This window comes from Nocardia blacklockiae (genome assembly GCF_015477355.1).
Lineage (GTDB): Bacteria > Actinomycetota > Actinomycetes > Mycobacteriales > Mycobacteriaceae > Nocardia > Nocardia blacklockiae.
This window is the reverse complement of record NZ_JADLRJ010000006.1, coordinates 301,460-318,177: the sequence shown is the minus strand read 5'-3', so window position 1 is coordinate 318,177 and position 16,718 is coordinate 301,460. Positions and strand designations below refer to the sequence as shown.

The window sequence follows — 16,718 nt, the reverse complement described above, 5'->3', positions numbered from 1 at the left end:
AGGTAGGCGCGGCAGCCACCGAGGAACGGACCCCCGCGCCGACCACAACGCCCGGTCGAACATGTCGCCGCCAGGCACTCACGCCCAACAGGACACTTCCGGGCACTCACGCCGAACAGATCGCCGCCGGGGACTCGTGCGGAGCGGCTCAGCCCGCGCTCAGCTCCCCGGCCCGCTTGGCGATAGCCGTGCCGACCTCGGTGGTAGTGGCGGTGCCGCCAAGGTCGGGGGTGCGGACGGTGCCCTCGGCGAGGATTTCGCAGACGGCCCGGTCGACGGCGGCGGCTGGGCCGTGCTCGCCCAGCTGCTCCAACATCATTCCGGCAGCGAGGATTTGGGCGACCGGGTTGGCGATGCCCTGCCCCGCGATGTCGGGAGCGCTGCCGTGCACGGCCTCGAACATCGACGGCGCGTCGCCCTGCGGGTTGATGTTGCCCGAGGGCGCGAGGCCCAGCCCGCCGGTGACCGCTGCGGCGAGGTCGGAGAGGATGTCGCCGAACAGGTTCGAGCCGACGATCACGTCGAGGCGGTCGGGATGCAGCACGATCTCGGCGGCCAAGGCGTCGACGTGCATCTGCCGGGTCTCCACGTCCGGGTAGTCGGCGGCGATGCGCTCGAAGACGCTGTCCCAGTACGGCATCGAGTGGATCAGGCCGTTCGACTTGGTGGCCGAGCAGAGCCGACCCCTCCGTTCCCGCGCGCGTTCGAAGGCGTAGCGGATGATGCGCTCGCAGCCGACCCGGGTGAACACCGACTCCTGGAGCACGAACTCCTCGGGCCGCCCCGGATTGTGGATGCCGCCGATCTCGGAGTATTCGCCCTCGGCGTTCTCGCGCACGATGAGCAGGTCGAGGTCCGCGGCGGTGCGGTCGCGCAGCGCGGATTCGGTGCCGGGCAGCAGCCGCACCGGGCGCAGGTTCACGTACTGGCCGAACGCGCGGCGCAGCGGGATCAGCAGACCCCACAGCGAGATGTGGTCGGGCACACCGGGAAAGCCGACCGCGCCCAGCAGGATCGCGTCGAACGCGGCCAGCCGCTCGACCCCGTCGGCGGGCATCATCGCGCCCGTGCGCAGGTATTGCTCACAGGACCAGTCGAATTCGGTCCACTCGACCCCCGGCAGCACGGCGTCGACGACCTGCACCGCTTCCGCGGTCACGTCGACGCCGATGCCGTCGCCGGGAATGGTCGCGATGCGGTAGGTGCTCACCGGCGCTCCGTTCGAATTCTGCGGTGCCGGAATCTCACAGCTGCACACCGATGTACTTGGTCTCGAGGAATTCGTCGATGCCGGTGAGCCCGCCCTCGCGCCCGAGCCCGGATTCCTTGACCCCGCCGAAGGGGGCCGCCGGGTTGGACACCACGCCCTGGTTCAGCCCGACCATGCCCGTCTCCAGCGCCTCGCACACGCGCAGGCCACGCCGCAGGCTCTCGGTGTAGACGTAACCGACCAGGCCGTACGGGGTGTCGTTGGCGCGGCTCACGACCTCCTCCTCGGTGTCGAACGGGGTGAGGCTGGCGACCGGGCCGAAGATCTCGGTGTGGCACATCTCGGCCTCGTCCGGCACGTCGACCAGAACCGTTGCGGGATAGAAGTTTCCGGGCCCCTCGACAGGCTCGCCGCCGAGCAGCACCCGCGCCCCGCGCGAGCGCGCGTCGGCGACCAGGCCGGTGACCTTCGCGACGGCGTCGGCGTCGATCAGCGGGCCGACCACGACGCCGGGCTCGGTGCCGCGCCCCATCGGCAGCTCGCCCATCCGCGCCGCGAGCCGCCGCGCGAACTCGTCGAGCACACCGCGCTGCACGAAGATCCGGTTGGCCGCCGTGCACGCCTGGCCGATGTTGCGCATCTTCGCGGCCATCGCGCCGTCGACGGCCGCGTCCAGGTCGGCGTCGTCGAAGACCAGGAAGGGGGCGTTGCCGCCGAGTTCCATCGAGGTGCGCATCACCGTCCGCGCGCACTGCTCGAGCAGCTTCTTGCCGACGGCCGTGGAACCGGTGAACGACAGCTTGCGGGAGCGCTCGTCGAGGATCATCGGCGTCATCAGCGCGCCCGGATCCGAGGTGGTGACCACGTTGACCACGCCCGCGGGCACTCCGGCCCGCTCCAGGATGTCGGCCAGGGCGAGCGTGCACAGCGGGGTCTGCTCGGCGGGCTTGACCACGCAGGTGCAGCCCGCCGCCAGGGCGGGGCCGATCTTGCGGGTGCCCATCGCCATCGGGAAGTTCCACGGTGTGATCAGCAGGCTCGGCCCGACCGGCTGGCGCGCCACCAGGAATCGGGAGCCGCCGGCCGGTGCGGTCATGTAGCCGCCGTCGAGGCGCACGGCCTCCTCGGCGAACCAGCGGAAGAACTCTGCGGCATAGGCGATCTCGCCGCGCGCCTCGGCGAGGGGCTTGCCCATCTCCAGCGTCGCGATCAGGCCCAGCCGGTCGGCGTCGTCGAGCAGCAGGCGGTGCGCGCGCATCAGGATCTCACTGCGCTCGCGCGGCGGGGTGCGCGCCCAGTCGGCCTGGGCGGCCGCGGCAGCGTCGAGCGCGGCCAGCCCGTCCGCCGGGGCGGCGTCGGCCACCTCGCACAGCACCTGCCCGGTCGCGGGGTCGGTCACCGGCAGGGTGCGCGCCGTCGTGCGCCACTGCCCGCCGATGTAGAGGCCCGTGGGCACGCTGTCGACAGCGGCCCGTTCGTCCGGGCTCAGGCTCGCGCCGGCCCGATTCGCGATCGTGTCGATCTGCGTCACCGCGTGCTCCTCACCTGGTCTCCGCCGGTTCGGCGGTCGGTTCCTTCCACGGTGCCCCATTGCTGCGGCCCCGCCCGCCATGTTATGCATATTGTCGACAATCCGACAATAGACAATCCGTGCGGACGCGGTTCTCCCCGCGCCGAGCGCCCCACCCCACGCTCCGGAAGGCGGATCACGATGACGGCTCTCTCCCCCGTCCTGAAGCAGGCCACCCCGGTCACCGTCGACCACGGTGCGGGCTGCTACCTCTACGCGACCGACGGCCGCCGCTATCTCGACTTCACCGCCGGGATCGGCGTCACCAGCACCGGGCACTGCCACCCCAAGGTGGTCGAGGCGGCGCAGCGCCAGGTCGGCACCCTGATCCACGGCCAGTACACGACCGTCATGCACCAGCCGATGCTCCGGCTCACCGAGCGCCTGGGCGACGTGCTGCCCGCCGGGCTCGATTCGGTGTTCTACGCCAACTCCGGCAGCGAGGCGGTCGAGGCGGCGCTGCGGCTGGTCCGCCAGGCCACCGGCCGGCCCAATGTCGTTGTCTTCCACGGCGGTTTCCACGGCCGCACCGTCGCCGCCGCCACCATGACCACCTCCGGCACCCGGTTCTCCGCCGGTTTCAGCCCGCTGATGGCCGGTGTGCACGTGGCGCCGTTCCCGACCGCGTTCCGCTACGGCTGGAGCGAGGAGGAGGCCACCGATTTCGCGCTGCGCGAGCTGGACTACCTGCTCACCACGCTCAGCGCGCCCGCCGAGACCGCCGCGTTCATCGTCGAGCCGGTGCTGGGCGAGGGCGGCTACATCCCCGGCAACACCCGCTTCTTCCAAGGCCTGCGCGAGCGCGCGGACCGGCACGGCATCCTGCTGGTCTTCGACGAGATCCAGACCGGGTTCGGCCGCACCGGAAAGTTCTTCGGCCACCAGCACTTCGACGTGCGCCCCGATGTCATCACCATCGCCAAGGGCCTGGCCAGCGGCTTCCCGCTGTCGGGCATCGCCGCGTCGAGCGAGCTGATGGCCAAGGCGTGGCCGGGTTCGCAGGGCGGCACCTACGGCGGCAACGCGGTCGCGTGCGCCGCCGCGCTGGCCACCATCGACGTCATCGAATCCGAAGGGCTGGTGGACAATGCGGCCGAGCGCGGGCGGCAGCTGCTCGCCGGCGCGCGGTCCCGCGCCACCAAGGCCGTGGGCGACGTGCGCGGCCTGGGCCTGCTGGTCGGCACCGAATTCACCACGCCCACCGGCGAACCCGACACCGCGACGGCGTCGACCGCGCAGCGGCTGGCGCACGAGAAGGGTCTGCTGCTGCTCACCTGCGGCGCCTACAGCAACGTGGTGCGCATGATCCCGCCGCTGATCGTGACGGCCGAGCAGGTCGACGAGGCGCTCGACATCTGGTCCGCCGTGCTGGACGAACTGTAGGGAGAGACGAATGGCCCGCTACCTCACCATCACCCTCACCAAGGCCGGCGTCCGGTGCCGCGCCCGCCTGCTCGACGAGGAGGCCCCGCTCACCTGCGCCGCGGTCTGGGACGCGCTCCCCCAGGAGGGCGACGCCTTCCACGCCAAGTACGCCCGCAACGAGGTGTACACGCTGGTCCCCCGCCTCACCGCCGCCCCGCACCGCGAAAACCCCACCGTCACACCGATTCCCGGCGACGTCTGCCTGTTCGACTTCGAACCCTGGGAGATCGGCAACCCGGCCTACGGCTACGAACCCGGCTCGGCGGCCCACCACGCCCAGGGCGCCACCGACCTGGCCCTCTTCTACGGCCGCAACAACCTCCTCATCAACGGCGACCAAGGCTGGGTCCCCGGCAACGTCTTCGCCACCATCGAGGAGGGCCTCCCCGACCTGGCCACCGCCTGCAACAACCTGTGGCTACGCGGCGTAGAAGGCGAAACCCTCGCCTTCGCCCGCGCGGAATAGGGAGCACCACACACAAAACCGCCGCGGGCACCCGCCCCACACATAACCGCCGCGGGCCCCCTGGGCCCGCGGCGGTTTGCTCTTTGATCGCCTCTTCTTGGTCGCCTCTTCGCTGCGAGGCCCCCTCAGCCCGCGAGCACAACCTCGGCGAACCGGGCCAGCGCGAGCACCAGATCGTCGGAGTGGCGGGGTCCGACGATCTGGAGGCCCACCGGGAGACCGGCTTTCGTGGTGCCCACGGGGATGCTGATCGCGGGCTGCTGAGTCATGTTGAACGGGTAGGTGAACGGCGTCCACTGCGGCCAGCTGCGGAAGTCGCTGCCGGGCGGCACGTCGTGGCCGGCCTCGAAGGCGGGGATCGGGACGGTCGGGGTGAGGAGCACGTCGTAGGCGGTGTGGAAGGCGCCCATGACGATTCCCACCTCGGCCGCCACGGCGCGGGCATCCAAATAGGACACCGCGTCGAGCTCCGCCCCGCGGTCCCAAACTTCGCCCAGCCCCGGGTCGACGCGCTCGCGACTGCCCGCCGGGAACTTCGACAGCATGGTCGCCGCGCCCGCCGCCCACAGGTGCTCGAAGGCCTCCAGCGGGTCACTGAAGCCCGGATCCGCCTGCGCGACACGCAGTCCCGCCTGCTCGAGCTGCCGCACCGCGGCGGCCACCACCGCCGCGACCTCCGGGTCGACGTCGACATAACCCAGCGTCGGCGAAAAGGCGGCCGTCGCCCCGCGCACGTCGCGCTGCAACTCGCCGCGGAAGGTGGACAGGGTAGGCGCCAGCGCGGCGGGGTCACGCGGATCGGGCAGCGACAGGATGTCCATGAGCAGCGCCGCGTCCTCGACCGTGCGCGTCATCGGCCCCGCGTGCGCCAGCGGCCCGAACGGGCTGGCCGGGTACAGCGGAATCCGGCCGTGCGTCGGCTTGAACCCGACGATGCCGCAGAACGACGCCGGAATGCGCACGCTCCCACCGCCGTCGGTGCCCACCGACACCGGTCCCATGCCGCCGGCCACCGCCGCGGCGCTGCCACCCGACGAGCCGCCGCAGGTCTTCGAGGGGTCGACCGGGTTGCGGGTGATGCCGGTGAGCGGGCTGTCGGTGGTCGCCTTCCAGGCCAGCTCGGGCGTGGTCGTCTTGCCCAGGAACACCATCCCGTCCTCGCGCAGCCGCGCGGTGACCGGACTGTCCAGGGGCCACGGCACATCGGGCTCGATCGAGGTGGAGCCGCGGCGGGTGGGCCAGCCCTCGGTGAGGAAGATGTCCTTGATCGAGATCGGCACCCCGTCCAGCAGCCCCTGCACATGCCCGGAGTGCCAGCGCGACTCGGACTCCTTGGCCTGCATCAGCGCGCGCTCGGCGTCGATCAGGCAGTACGCGTTCAGCTCGCCGTCGCGTTCGGCGATGGCGCCGAGGACCGCTTCGGTCGCCTCCACCGGCGACAGCGCACCGGCCGAGTAGGCCGTGATCAACTCCACCGCCGTCATCGCGGCCGGCTCGGTCGGAATATCGATATCGGGGTGGGCCATGACTGACTCCCTTTCAGGTGGGCACGTAGCCCAGCCTTTTGTCGACCACATTCTCCAGCGGTCGGCCGTCGATCCACTTCCGGAAGTTCTCGGTGAACACGGTGACCAGGTCGCGCCGCCATCCGATGACATCACCGGAGTTGTGGGGGGTGAGTTGGACATTCGGCAGATCCCACAGCGCGTGCCCCGGTGGCAGCGGCTCGGGATCGACGACATCGAGCGCCGCGCCCGCGATGCTGCCGGTGCGCAGCGCGGCGACGAGATCGTCTGTCACTACTAGTTCCCCACGACCGACGTTGACGAAACGGGCGTGTGGCTTCATCGCGGCAAACGCCCTGGCGTCGAACAGGTGCCGGGTCTGCGGCGTGAGCGGCGCGACCGCGACGACGTAGTCGGCCCCGGGTAGTTCGGCGTGCAGATCGGTGCCGACGGTGCCGAAATCCGGGTCGCCGGTGCGGGCGCGCCGGCCCAGCCCGCGGACCTCCATGCCCACGCAGCGCAGTAGCCGGGCGATGGCCCTGCCGATGGACCCGGTGCCGACCACGAGTACCGTGGCACCGGACAATCGTTCGGACTCCCGGTGGTGCCAGTCGTGTTCCTGTTGCAGACGCCACGAGCGCGGCAGGTCCTTGGCGAAGTTCAGCAGCTGCGCGAGCACATACTCGGCAATCGGCGCGTCGAACAGACCCCGGGTGTTGGTGACGACGACCTCGCTGGCGATCAGCTCGTCGAACATCACCGAGTCCACTCCGGTGGCGCCCACATGCACCCAACGCAGCCGGTCCGCCGACGGCCAGGCCCCGGGGACCGCTGTACTGGTGAAGTCGTATACGAACAACACGTCGGCACCATGCAGCGCATCGGCGAGACCCTCGGACTCGGTGTAGCGGACCGTGGCCCGCTCGGACACCGGGCGCATGAGTCCCGCATCGGGCCTGGTGCCATCGTGAAGAACGGTGACTATTTGGCCCTCAACCACATTGACAGGCTAGAAAGACATCGTATGATTGTCAACAATCCGATCGTGTGCGGAGGATTATTCAGCTGAACGCGAGAGGGGCCCCTCGTAGTGGAACTCAACTTTCCCGAGATCGACGGCCCGGTCGCGCAGCGGGGTATCGGGATCATCGCGCCGTTCGATCTGGCGCTCGAGCGCGAACTGTGGCGGTGGGCCCCGCTCGAGGTCAGCCTGCATCTCGCCCGCACACCCTACGAGCCGGTGCCGGTGTCGGTGGCGATGGCCGAACTGGTGTCGAACGCGGCCCACCTCACCGCGGCCACCCGCAATGTGCTGCACGTGGATCCGGAGGTGATCGCCTACCTGTGCACCTCGGGCAGTTTCATCAAGGGCCTGGAGTACGAGCAGTCGCTGGTCGACACGATCTGCGCGGCCGGCGCGCGTGACGCGGTCACCACCTCGGGCGCGCTGATCGAGGCGATCCGCAAGCTGGACCTGAGCCGGATCTCGGTCATCACGCCCTACGACGAGATCCTCACCGAGAAGCTGCACGAGTTCCTCGGCGAGGCCGGCTGCGAGGTGGTCCGCTCCAACCATCTGGGCCTGGGCGGCGGCATCTGGAAGGTCAGCTACCGCACCATCGCCGAACGCATCATCAACGCCGACGACCCGCGCTCCGAGGCGATCTTCGTCAGCTGTACCAACCTGCCCACCTACGACCTCGTGGAACCGCTCGAGCAGGCCCTCGGCAAACCGGTGCTCACCGCCAACCAGCTCACCATGTGGGCGTGCCTGGGCCGCATGAAACTGCCCATGATGGGGCCCGGCAAATGGCTCCAGGACGTCTTCTAGGGGAATCACCATGCAGACACCCACCATCGGCTTCATCTACCCGGACCACGCCGCCGAGGACGACTACCCCCGCGCCGCCGAGATCCTCGGCGCGCGGCTGCGGGTGGTGCACATCTACGGCACCGACCTGCACGCCGTGCCCGAACTGCTGGACCTGGGCAGCCCGGCGCGGCTGCGCGAGGGCGCGGGGCTGCTCGCCGAAGCGCGGCCGGACGCGGTCGTGTGGGCCTGCACCTCGGGCAGTTTCGTGTACGGGCCGCAGGGCGCGCGCGAGCAGGTGCGCGGGCTGCGCGAGGCCGCCGGGGTGCCCGCGTCGAGCACCAGCTTCGCCTTCGTCAATGCCGCTCGCGCGCTGGACATCTCGAAGGTCGCGGTGTGTGCCAGCTATCCCGACGACGTCGCCCGGCTGTTCGTGGACTTCCTCGCGGCCGAGGGCATCGAGGTGCTGTCGATGTCGAGCGCGGACATCGACACCGCCGCCGAGGTCGGCACGCTGGAGCCGGAGCAGGTGGTGAAATTGGCTGTGGCCAACGATCATCCGGACGCGCAGGCGCTGCTGATCCCCGACACCGCGATGCACACGGTGGCGGTGCTGCCGGAGCTGGAGGCCACGCTCGGCAAGCCGGTGCTGACGGCGAATCAGGTCACCATCTGGGAGGGCATCCGGCTGGCCGGATACCCGCCGGGGACCGAACCGGTCGCACCGCAACTCGGTAGGCTGTTCGCGGAGAGGTCCTTACATGTCGGTCATTGAATTCGAGCCGGTGAACCGGCAATCCACGGCGGAGATGATCGCCGACCGGCTGCGCGCGGCGATCATGCGCGGAATCCTCGCTCCCGGTGCGCAATTGGTGGAGGCCGACCTCGCCACCCAGTTCGACGTGTCGCGCGGGCCGGTGCGGGAGGCGATGCAGCGGCTGGTGTCGGAGGGGCTGCTGCACAGCATCCGGCACCGCGGCATCTTCGTCATCGAACTGTCCCTCGACGACGTGCTCGACGTGTACCGCGCCCGCACCGCGCTGGAGGGCGGCGCGCTGGAGCTGATCCTCGACGGGCGGCGCGAGATCGCCTACACCGCATTGGAACCCAGCGTCACCGCGATGCGCGCCTGCGCCGAGGCCGGCGACGCCGCGGGCGTCTCCGACGCCGACCAGGCCTTCCACGAGGCGCTGGTGGCCAGCGCCGACAGCCCGCGCCTCGCGCACGCGGCCCGCACCCTGTTCATCGAGACCCGAATGTGCCTGGGCGCCTTGGAAACCACCTACCCCGACGTCCTCGAACAGGTCCAGGAACACACCGACCTGCGCGAGGCCATCGGCTCCGGCGCCCCCGCCCGCGCCCGCAAACTCCTCGTCGACCACATGCACGACGCCGTCGAGCGCCTGCGCGTGACATATGGCCCGGGTCTGCCCACCGGCCGCGGGGCGACACATAGCTGAGAGCATCGGGCCACGCCGAACAGGGCGAGCACACCGTCACGCCGCGGAGTCATGCCCGCGCTTGCCGTTCCGTCAGTCGATGAGGCCGCGGGGGCGGATGACGAAGACCGGGGATGAGCGTTTGCCCTTCTCCTCGAGCAGGGCGATGGCGTGGCCGTCGGGGGTGAGGGCGGCGTGGGTGCCCGCGATGCCGACCGGGTCGAGCCAGCGGCCGTCGCGCAGGGATTCGGCTTCGGTCGCGGTGATGATGCGGGACGGGAAGGCCAGGCGCGCGGCGGCATCGATGTCGAGGTTCAGGCTCGGGTCGTCGGCCAGGCGGTCCAGGGTGCGGGCGTGCTCGAGGGTGAACGGGCCGACCCGGGTGCGGCGCAGCGCGGTGAGGTGGCCGCCGACGGCCAGCGCGGCGCCCAGGTCGCGGGCCAGGGCACGGATGTAGGTGCCCGAGGAGCATTCGACCTCGACGTCCAGGTCGACGAAAGAGCCTGTGCCGGAGTCGATGTCGCGGCGAGACAGGATGTCGAAGCGGCTCACGGTGACGGGGCGGGCGGCGAGTTGCACCTCCTCCCCCGCGCGGGCGCGGGCGTAGGCGCGTTCCCCGGCGACCTTGATGGCGCTGACCGTGGCGGGCACCTGCTGGATGTCGCCGGTCAAAGCCGCTACGCCGGAAGCGATCTCGGCGTCGGTGACATGCCCGGCGGGCGTGGTCGCGACCACCTCGCCCTCGGCGTCGTCGGTGACCGTCGACTGCCCGAGCCGGATCGTCGCGGCGTAGGCCTTGGTGGTGAGGCTGAGCAGGCCGAGCATCTTGGTGGCCCGCTCCACGCCGAGCACCAGCACGCCGGTGGCCATCGGATCCAGGGTGCCCGCGTGGCCGATCTTGCGGGTGCGCAACAGTTTCCGGCACCGGGAGACGACGTCGTGACTGGTCATGCCGCCGTCCTTGTCGACGATCAGCAGTCCGCCGAGCGCGTTCACCACGGCGGTGCGCTGCTCGCCCATCAGCCCGCCGCGATCGCGGTCAGGATCAGCCCGTCGCTGATCAGCCAGCGCCCGTCGAACGAGATCAGCGGCGCCCCACCGTCATTGGTCTGCCCCGGCACCAGCAGCTTGCTGCGGAAGGTGCCGGCGGTGCCGGTGTCGTCGATGGTGAAGGTGATGTGGGCGTCCTCGAAACCCAGCCAGCGCAGCGTCAGCGGGAACCACGCCTTGTAGGTGGCCTCTTTGGCACAGAACAACAACCGATCCAGGTGCAACCCGGTCGCGGGAATCGCACCCTTGAGCCAGTCGCGCTCGGGCTGCAGGCTTACCGAGTCCAGCACGCCGTCGGGCAGGGTGTCGTGCGGTTCGGCGTCGATGCCCACCGAACGCCAGCGCAGCCGGTGCGCCAGGGCCGCGGCCCGGTAGCCGTCGCAGTGGGTGAGGCTGCCGACCACGCCGGTCGGGAACAGCGGCATGCCGCGCTCGCCCTTGCCGATGGCCACCTGCGGCTCCCCCAGCTGCGCGAGGGCTTGCCGCGCGCAGTACCGGGCGCCGATGAAATCGCGGCGGCGCTTCTCCACCGACTTCGCGATCAGATGCTCCTCACCGGGATGCGGTTGCAGCTCCTCCGGATACCGCACCAGCTCGGCCGTGGCCACTCCCTCGGGAAGAATCCTGCCGATGATGCTCGCCCGCTCCTCGATGACCGCCTCCTGACTCCACACCTGCTTGCCTTCACGAGATTAACCGAGGGCGCGGCGCGCGCGTCCGGGCCCGGTCACCCCAGGCCGCGGCGCTTGTCGGCGAGGCGGCGCATCTCGGTGGCCGCCTTGCGCATCTCCGGGGTGATCTTGAAGTGGCCGCCCCACTCGTTCAGGTCGTCGGGGCCGTATTCGGGGGCGGGCAGGATCTGACGCAGCAGCTTGTCGGGCAGGCCGCGGCGCTGCCATTCGCGCGGGTAGCCGAGCGAGACCTCCTCGTGCCGGACGCCGTCGTAGAAGGTGGTGCGCGGAATGTGCAGGTGGCCGTAGACCGAGCAGACGACGTTGTAACGGATGTGCCAGTCGGCGGTCTGCTCGGTGCCGCACCACAGCGAGAACTCCGGATAGAACAGCATCCGGGTGGGCTCGCGGTTGAGCGGGAAGTGGTTGATCAGCACCATCGGGGTCTCGGTGCCCACGTCGTCGAGCCGGCGGCGGGTGTACTGCACGCGCGCGTGACACCACGCGTCGCGGGTCACGTACGGGTCCGGGGACAGCAGGAACTCGTCGGTGGCGACGACGTTGCGCTCGCGGGCCAGGGCCATCGCCTCGGCCTTGGTGGTCGTGCCGGCGGGCCGCCAGGAGTAGTCGTAGAGCACGAACAGCGGGGCCAGGGTCACCGCGCCGCCGAACTGCTCGGCGCCCGCGCCCGTCCACACCGGGAACGGGTCCTCCGGGGTCAGGACGTCGAGGTCCCGGCACAGCGACACCAGGTAGTCGTACCGCGACGCACCGTGCATCTGCACCGGATCCTTTGTGGTGGTCCACAATTCGTGGTTGCCCGGGACCCAGATCACCTTGGCGAAGCGCTTGCGCAGCAGGTCCAGCGCCCAGCGGATGTCGTCGGTCTTCTCCGCCACGTCACCCGCGACGATCAGCCAGTCCTCGGGTGAATCGGGGGTGATCTGTTCGACGACGGGCTTGTTGCCCTGGTGCCCGACATGGATGTCGCTCACCGCCATCAGCTTCGGAATCACCCGGCACCAACCTCCTACTCTCCTGCCACGCCCGCATGGGCAACCGCGGTGGTCCGTTCCACATTCCCATGCGCGACGATCACCGTCCCGCCGGGGCAGGTTCCCGACTACCCCGAGACCCTCGGACTATCCGACGCCGCCCGGGATCTCCGCGCCGGCCCGCGCCCAGCGCCCGGACCACGCCCGCACGCTCACCGCGAGCAGCCGCAGCACGATGAAGGCGGACAGGCCGCTCCAGATCCCGGCGATGCCCCAGTCGAACGCCAGCGACAACCAGATCACCGGAAGGAATCCGATCAACGCCGCGCCCATGGTGGTGTTCCGCAGGTAGGCGGCGTCGCCCGCGCCGAGCAGCACGCCGTCGAGCGCGAACACCACGCCCACCAGCGGGATGAGCGCCACGAAGAACCACCAGACGACGTGCGTGCGATCGATCACCTGCGGATCGGTGGTGAACACCCGCGGGACCCACTCGTACCCGGCGGCGAAGAACACCGCCAGCGCGGCCGCGAACAGCGTGGACCACACCGTGACCCGCCGCGCCAGCCGCTGCGCGCCACGCACGTTCCCGGCCCCGAGCGCCGCGCCGGTCAAAGTCTGGGCGGCGATGGCCAGCGAGTCCAGGGCCAGCGCGAGGAAATTCCACAGTTGCAGCACCAACTGGTGGGCGGCCACCGAGGCCGCGCCGAACCGCGACGCCACCGCCCCGGCGGACACGAAACACGCCTGGAACGCCAGGCTCCGCACGATCAGGTCGCGCCCGAGCACCAGCTGCGAGCGCATGACCGCCGGGCGCGGCGTGAGCGAGATCCGGTCGGGATGACCTGCCGGGAGCAGCCGCCGCCGCACCAGCGCACCCAGGAACATCGCGGCCGCGACGACCTGCCCGATCACATTGGCCACGGCCGAGCCTTCCAGCTCGAGCCGCGGCGCGCCCCAGAGCCCGTGCACCAGCACCGGGCACAGCACCGCCGAAATCACCAGTCCCGCAATGACATACGCCAGCGGACGGCGGGTCTGCTGGACGCCGCGCAGCCACCCGTTGCCCGCCATGGTCAGCAGAATCAGCGGCACCCCGAACAGCGCGATCCGCAGCCAGCCCAGCGCCGCGTCGGCGATATCCGACCCACCCGCGATCAGGTCCACGACGGGCCGCGCGAACACCTGCAACACGACCAGGATCAGCAGGCCGATACCGATCGCCGTCCAGCTGGCCTGCACGCCCTCCTCGACCGCACCCCGCCGGTCCCCCGACCCGAACCGCCGGGACGACCGCGCGGTGGTGCCGTAGGTGAGGAAGGTCAGCTGGGTACTGACCTGTCCGAGAATCAGCCCGCCCACCGCCAGCCCGGCCAGCGCCAACGCGCCCAGCCGCCCGACCACGGCCATATCCCACAGCAGATAGATCGGTTCCGCGACGAGCACTCCCAGCGTGGGCACGGCGATCCCCAGAATCCGCCGCGCCCCCGCGTCAGCAGCCTCCTCGACCACCGGCGCCTCGCCCTCCACAGCGCTCCGCGAACCACCCGCATCAGCCGTCATCGTCACCCCTCCCGCTCTCCACCGACAGCCGCTCCCCTACGCCCACCGCACCTCCCACTGGTCTCATCGCGCCCCACCTTCGCACAGCCCACCGACACCCGCCGCGCACGCCACGTCCGCGAGCTGCGGTGCCGCGTGCGGACATCCTTCGGTACGAGTAGTCGATCTGTCCGGCGGGGAAACCGCACCGGCGCGAATTCTCCGGCTTCGTGGTCAGCCGCCGGAATCAAGTCGCCGACCAGACACGAAAATCTCGCCGGGCAGCGTTCGCGGCGCATCGCGTCGGCGAGTGGTGGGCCCGTGGTCACTTTCCGTCGAGGAACCGGCGATTTCGCCGATATGCCTCGGCAGGCCGCTGGATACCGTGAATACGGTGATGCGACAACAACATTCCGGCGGCGGACCAGGTCCGGAGGCTCTGCGGGAGTCGGCTGTCGGGGATGCGGCGTTTCCGACTCGGTCGCTGCGAGGGTTGGCGTACGCCGTTCTCTCCGCCGTGGGAATCGTCCTGGCCGCCCGGATCGTCGAGTGGGGTATTCATGTGCGCAACTACCTTGTGCACGTGGATTTCGAGAACGGGCAGCTGGAGCGGGCGGAGTATCTGACGCGACTGGACGCGGCCCGGCCTTGGCTCGCGATCACGTCGGTGGGAATGATCTTCCAGGCGATCGCGGGCGTGCTGTTCGTCGTCTGGCTGTATCGGGCGCGCGGCAACGCGGCCGTGCTGTCTCCGGCTCGGCATCGGCTGTCGCGGGTGTGGTCCGTGATCGGTTTCCTCCCGATCCTGAACCTCGTGATCCCGCCGATCGTGCTCGACGACGTGCAACGTGCCGTGCATCCCGACACCCCGGTCGCGCCGGTGCGGCCGCGCGCCAACCGGACTACGGCCTTGGTCGTGCTGTGGTGGTCGTTGTTCGTCGTCGGCTCACTGCTGCTCGCGATACTGTCCCTGACCATGGCGACGGTCGGCACCGAGCCCGCCGACGCCGGTCGCTTCGGCGGCGCGGTCCTGGTCTTCCTCGCCGCCGTCGTGGTCATCGGCACGGCAGCCGTGCTGTTGGCGATCCTGCTGCGCAGGGTTCAGCGGTGGGAGGCCGCGCGAGTTCCCCAGGCGACCCGAACAGCGATCTGAGCAACCCGAATCCGAGCCGCGGGCGGTCGGATGGCGAGCGCGTGGTCAGCCGGCCGCCGCGGTACCGCCCACTGAGCAGGCGGACAAGGCCGACAGCAGCGAGGCGACCAGGTCGTCCGGCGTGCCGGTGGTGGTGTAGCCGGCCGCGTAGCGGTGGCCGCCACCGCCCAGGCGGGTGGCCACCTGCGCCACGTCGACGCCGTCGTCGAGACCCACTCCGGTGTCGCGGGACCGCAGCGACACCGTCCACACGCCCGGCGCGCTGCGCGACTCCTTGAACACCGCGGCGACGGCGGCCTCGGAGGTGGTGCGGACGACGTCGATGACGCTCTCCACCTCCTCCGAGCGCAGGCCGGAGATGTCGTCGCGCAGGACGAAGGCGTACACCAGGCCCACCCCGCCCGCGGCGCGCGGCTCGAGTTTGGCCGAGCCCAGCACCCGCGACAACATCGGCAGCCAACCGAAGGGATGGGTGTCCATCAGCGTGCGAGTGATGCCGGCGCCGTCGATCCCGGTCTCCAGCAAACGTTCCGCTAGCCGATGCGTGGTGGGCCCGGCCCAGCGGAAGCACCCGGTGTCGGTGACCAGACCGGCGAACAGGCAGTACGCCACCGCGTCGTCGATCGGCTCACCCCAGGCGTCGAAGACCCGCGCCAGCAGGCTGGTGGTCGACTCCGCCGCGGCGTCGATCACGTTGACCGTCCCGAAACGGGTGTTGGAGCGGTGATGGTCGACCACCAGCGTGGTCGCCGCGCCGGGTATGCGGTCGGCCAGCGCGCCGAGTCGCCCGACGCTGCCGCAGTCCACGGCCACCAGCAGGTCCACCTCCTGCGGCACCTGCGCGGCGGGCACCAGGAACTCCACGCCCGGCAGCGAGCGCATCGAGGCCGGTAGCTCCGCCGGTTCCGCGAACGACACGCACACGGGCACGCCGCGCCGGTGCAGCACCTGCGCCAGCGCCAACCCGCTGCCGACGGTGTCGGCGTCGGGCTGCACATGACACAGCACCGTGACCGACCTCGCGGCGTCCAGGACCTCGACGGCCGCGGCCAGATCGGCCGCCGGCGTTACAGCTGTCATCGCTCTCAGCCTCGACCACCCGCGGGCGGTCAGTCTTCCTCGTCGCTCTTGTACGGGTCGGCGTCGCCGGCGTAGGTCGCGTTGGACGCCACCTGCGCGACCTGTTCATCGGCCGCGCGGGCGCGCGCCAGCAGCTCCTCCATCTGCCGCGCGGCGTCCGGCACGGTGTCCAGCACGAACGCCAGCGTCGGCGTGAACTTGATGCCCGTCGCGGCGCCGACCTTCGAGCGCAGCACGCCCTTGGCCTTCTCCAATCCCGCTGCCGCGCCCGCGAAATCCGGTTCCGCGTCGATCGTCTCGCCCATCACCGTGTAGTAGACGGTCGCCTCGCGCAGGTCTCCGGTCACCTTCGCGTCGGTGACGGTGACGAATCGCAGGCGCGGATCCTTGATCTCGTATTCGATCGCGGTGCCGACGATATTGACGATCCGCTTCGCGAGCCGGCGTGCCCTGGCCTGATCCACCATGGCCGACCCTCCTTATTTTTAGACTCAGTCTTCGGGTCCGAAGATCCGGCGGCGCACTGCCAGCAACTGTAACTCCGGACGCGCCGCCACGTGGCGTTCACACCGGTCCAGCACCGCTGTGAGATGTCCCATCTCGGAGCTGACCATGGCGACGCCCAGCAGTGTGCGGCGATATCTGTCGTGTTCCCCGCCCTCGGCCGCGCACACGCCGAAGCGCTGCAACTCGGCCAGGACGGGGCGGATCACGGAGCGCTTCTGCTTCAGCGAATGCACGTCGCCGAGCAGAATGTCGAACTCCAGTGCCCCGACGAACATCGGTTCACCTCATTTGTGAT

Annotated in this window: 17 protein-coding genes; 6 read left to right on the top strand and 11 right to left on the bottom strand. The window is 70.4% G+C overall.

Annotated features, from left to right (window positions below; translation table 11 throughout):
- Nucleotides 1–148 precede the first annotated feature (148 nt).
- Nucleotides 149–1,210 (bottom strand): tartrate dehydrogenase, encoded by a 1,062-nt coding sequence (locus IU476_RS20885; protein WP_195102480.1) that lies wholly within the window; start codon nt 1,208–1,210, stop codon nt 149–151.
- A 34-nt stretch (nt 1,211–1,244) separates the two neighbouring features.
- Nucleotides 1,245–2,741, bottom strand: a complete 1,497-nt coding sequence (locus IU476_RS20880) for an NAD-dependent succinate-semialdehyde dehydrogenase (RefSeq protein WP_438944042.1) — start codon at nt 2,739–2,741, stop codon at nt 1,245–1,247.
- Nucleotides 2,742–2,921: 180 nt separating this feature from the next.
- Here IU476_RS20880 and IU476_RS20875 point away from each other — a divergent pair, with 180 nt between their 5' ends.
- Nucleotides 2,922–4,163 carry an aspartate aminotransferase family protein gene (locus IU476_RS20875; RefSeq protein WP_195102479.1) on the top strand — a complete coding sequence of 414 codons (1,242 nt, stop codon included), beginning with the start codon at nt 2,922–2,924 and terminating at the stop codon, nt 4,161–4,163.
- Between the two features lie 10 nt (nt 4,164–4,173).
- Entirely contained in the window at nt 4,174–4,671 is a 498-nt protein-coding gene (locus tag IU476_RS20870; RefSeq protein WP_195102478.1) for a DUF3830 family protein, read from the top strand.
- A 125-nt stretch (nt 4,672–4,796) separates the two neighbouring features.
- On the opposite strand, the gene IU476_RS20865 is transcribed toward IU476_RS20870, so the two are convergent.
- Both IU476_RS20865 and IU476_RS20860 read right to left on the bottom strand, forming a co-directional pair.
- Nucleotides 4,797–6,182, bottom strand: a complete 1,386-nt coding sequence (locus IU476_RS20865) for an amidase (RefSeq protein ID WP_324194176.1) — start codon at nt 6,180–6,182, stop codon at nt 4,797–4,799.
- Between the two features lie 28 nt (nt 6,183–6,210).
- The gene (locus IU476_RS20860) at nt 6,211–7,176 is read right to left on the bottom strand and encodes a D-2-hydroxyacid dehydrogenase (RefSeq protein WP_438944041.1); all 966 of its coding nucleotides are present in this window, start codon (nt 7,174–7,176) and stop codon (nt 6,211–6,213) included.
- A 90-nt stretch (nt 7,177–7,266) separates the two neighbouring features.
- Between IU476_RS20860 and IU476_RS20855 the strand changes: the two genes are divergently transcribed.
- The 3 genes from IU476_RS20855 to IU476_RS20845 are packed head-to-tail and all read left to right on the top strand — an operon-like array spanning nt 7,267 to nt 9,446.
- A complete protein-coding gene (locus IU476_RS20855; RefSeq protein ID WP_195102475.1) occupies nt 7,267–8,007 on the top strand; it encodes a maleate cis-trans isomerase family protein in 741 nt (246 codons plus the stop codon).
- A gap of 10 nt (nt 8,008–8,017) precedes the next feature.
- The gene (locus IU476_RS20850; protein ID WP_195102473.1) at nt 8,018–8,761 is read left to right on the top strand and encodes an aspartate racemase/maleate isomerase family protein; all 744 of its coding nucleotides are present in this window, start codon (nt 8,018–8,020) and stop codon (nt 8,759–8,761) included.
- Entirely contained in the window at nt 8,748–9,446 is a 699-nt protein-coding gene (locus tag IU476_RS20845) for a GntR family transcriptional regulator (RefSeq protein ID WP_195102472.1), read from the top strand. Before IU476_RS20850 ends, IU476_RS20845 begins: the two co-directional genes overlap by 14 nt.
- Nucleotides 9,447–9,518: 72 nt before the next feature.
- On the opposite strand, the gene truB is transcribed toward IU476_RS20845, so the two are convergent.
- The 4 genes from truB to IU476_RS20825 all read right to left on the bottom strand — a co-directional run bounded on the left by truB (nt 9,519) and on the right by IU476_RS20825 (nt 13,704).
- Nucleotides 9,519–10,445, bottom strand: coding sequence for a tRNA pseudouridine(55) synthase TruB (gene truB / locus IU476_RS20840; protein ID WP_195102471.1), 927 nt, complete (start codon nt 10,443–10,445; stop codon nt 9,519–9,521).
- On the bottom strand, nt 10,445–11,110 hold the full coding sequence (gene npt, locus IU476_RS20835) for a 4'-phosphopantetheinyl transferase Npt (RefSeq protein WP_195102717.1): 666 nt from the start codon (nt 11,108–11,110) through the stop codon (nt 10,445–10,447). The genes truB and npt overlap by 1 nt, the downstream gene beginning before the upstream one ends.
- Before the next feature lie 92 nt (nt 11,111–11,202).
- Nucleotides 11,203–12,162 carry a metallophosphoesterase family protein gene (locus IU476_RS20830; protein WP_195102470.1) on the bottom strand — a complete coding sequence of 320 codons (960 nt, stop codon included), beginning with the start codon at nt 12,160–12,162 and terminating at the stop codon, nt 11,203–11,205.
- Nucleotides 12,163–12,288: 126 nt separating this feature from the next.
- Nucleotides 12,289–13,704, bottom strand: coding sequence for an MATE family efflux transporter (locus tag IU476_RS20825; protein WP_195102469.1), 1,416 nt, complete (start codon nt 13,702–13,704; stop codon nt 12,289–12,291).
- A gap of 496 nt (nt 13,705–14,200) precedes the next feature.
- Between IU476_RS20825 and IU476_RS20820 the strand changes: the two genes are divergently transcribed.
- Nucleotides 14,201–14,836, top strand: coding sequence for a DUF4328 domain-containing protein (locus tag IU476_RS20820; RefSeq protein WP_195102468.1), 636 nt, complete (start codon nt 14,201–14,203; stop codon nt 14,834–14,836).
- 45 nt (nt 14,837–14,881) lie between these two features.
- On the opposite strand, the gene IU476_RS20815 is transcribed toward IU476_RS20820, so the two are convergent.
- Genes IU476_RS20815 through IU476_RS20805 form a run of 3 tightly spaced genes read right to left on the bottom strand, consistent with a single transcriptional unit; the run spans nt 14,882 to nt 16,698 of the window.
- Nucleotides 14,882–15,916: a DHH family phosphoesterase gene (locus IU476_RS20815; RefSeq protein ID WP_195102467.1), complete on the bottom strand. Its 1,035-nt coding sequence runs from the start codon at nt 15,914–15,916 to the stop codon at nt 14,882–14,884.
- 29 nt (nt 15,917–15,945) lie between these two features.
- On the bottom strand, nt 15,946–16,383 hold the full coding sequence (gene rbfA / locus IU476_RS20810; protein WP_195102465.1) for a 30S ribosome-binding factor RbfA: 438 nt from the start codon (nt 16,381–16,383) through the stop codon (nt 15,946–15,948).
- Nucleotides 16,384–16,407: 24 nt separating this feature from the next.
- The gene (locus IU476_RS20805; protein WP_195102464.1) at nt 16,408–16,698 is read right to left on the bottom strand and encodes a DUF503 domain-containing protein; all 291 of its coding nucleotides are present in this window, start codon (nt 16,696–16,698) and stop codon (nt 16,408–16,410) included.
- Nucleotides 16,699–16,718: the final 20 nt, after the last annotated feature.

Excerpts from the sequence above, each read along its gene's own strand:
- IU476_RS20875 (WP_195102479.1), top strand. The coding sequence starts at position 2,922 with ATGACGGCTCTCTCCCCCGTCCTGAAGCAGGCCACCCCGGTCACCGTC.
- IU476_RS20850 (WP_195102473.1), top strand. The coding sequence starts at position 8,018 with ATGCAGACACCCACCATCGGCTTCATCTACCCGGACCACGCCGCCGAG.
- IU476_RS20825 (WP_195102469.1), bottom strand. The coding sequence starts at position 13,704 with ATGACGGCTGATGCGGGTGGTTCGCGGAGCGCTGTGGAGGGCGAGGCG.
- IU476_RS20805 (WP_195102464.1), bottom strand. The coding sequence starts at position 16,698 with ATGTTCGTCGGGGCACTGGAGTTCGACATTCTGCTCGGCGACGTGCAT.
- IU476_RS20870 (WP_195102478.1), top strand. The coding sequence starts at position 4,174 with ATGGCCCGCTACCTCACCATCACCCTCACCAAGGCCGGCGTCCGGTGC.
- IU476_RS20815 (WP_195102467.1), bottom strand. The coding sequence starts at position 15,916 with ATGACAGCTGTAACGCCGGCGGCCGATCTGGCCGCGGCCGTCGAGGTC.
- IU476_RS20845 (WP_195102472.1), top strand. The coding sequence starts at position 8,748 with ATGTCGGTCATTGAATTCGAGCCGGTGAACCGGCAATCCACGGCGGAG.
- truB (WP_195102471.1), bottom strand. The coding sequence starts at position 10,445 with ATGGGCGAGCAGCGCACCGCCGTGGTGAACGCGCTCGGCGGACTGCTG.
- rbfA (WP_195102465.1), bottom strand. The coding sequence starts at position 16,383 with ATGGTGGATCAGGCCAGGGCACGCCGGCTCGCGAAGCGGATCGTCAAT.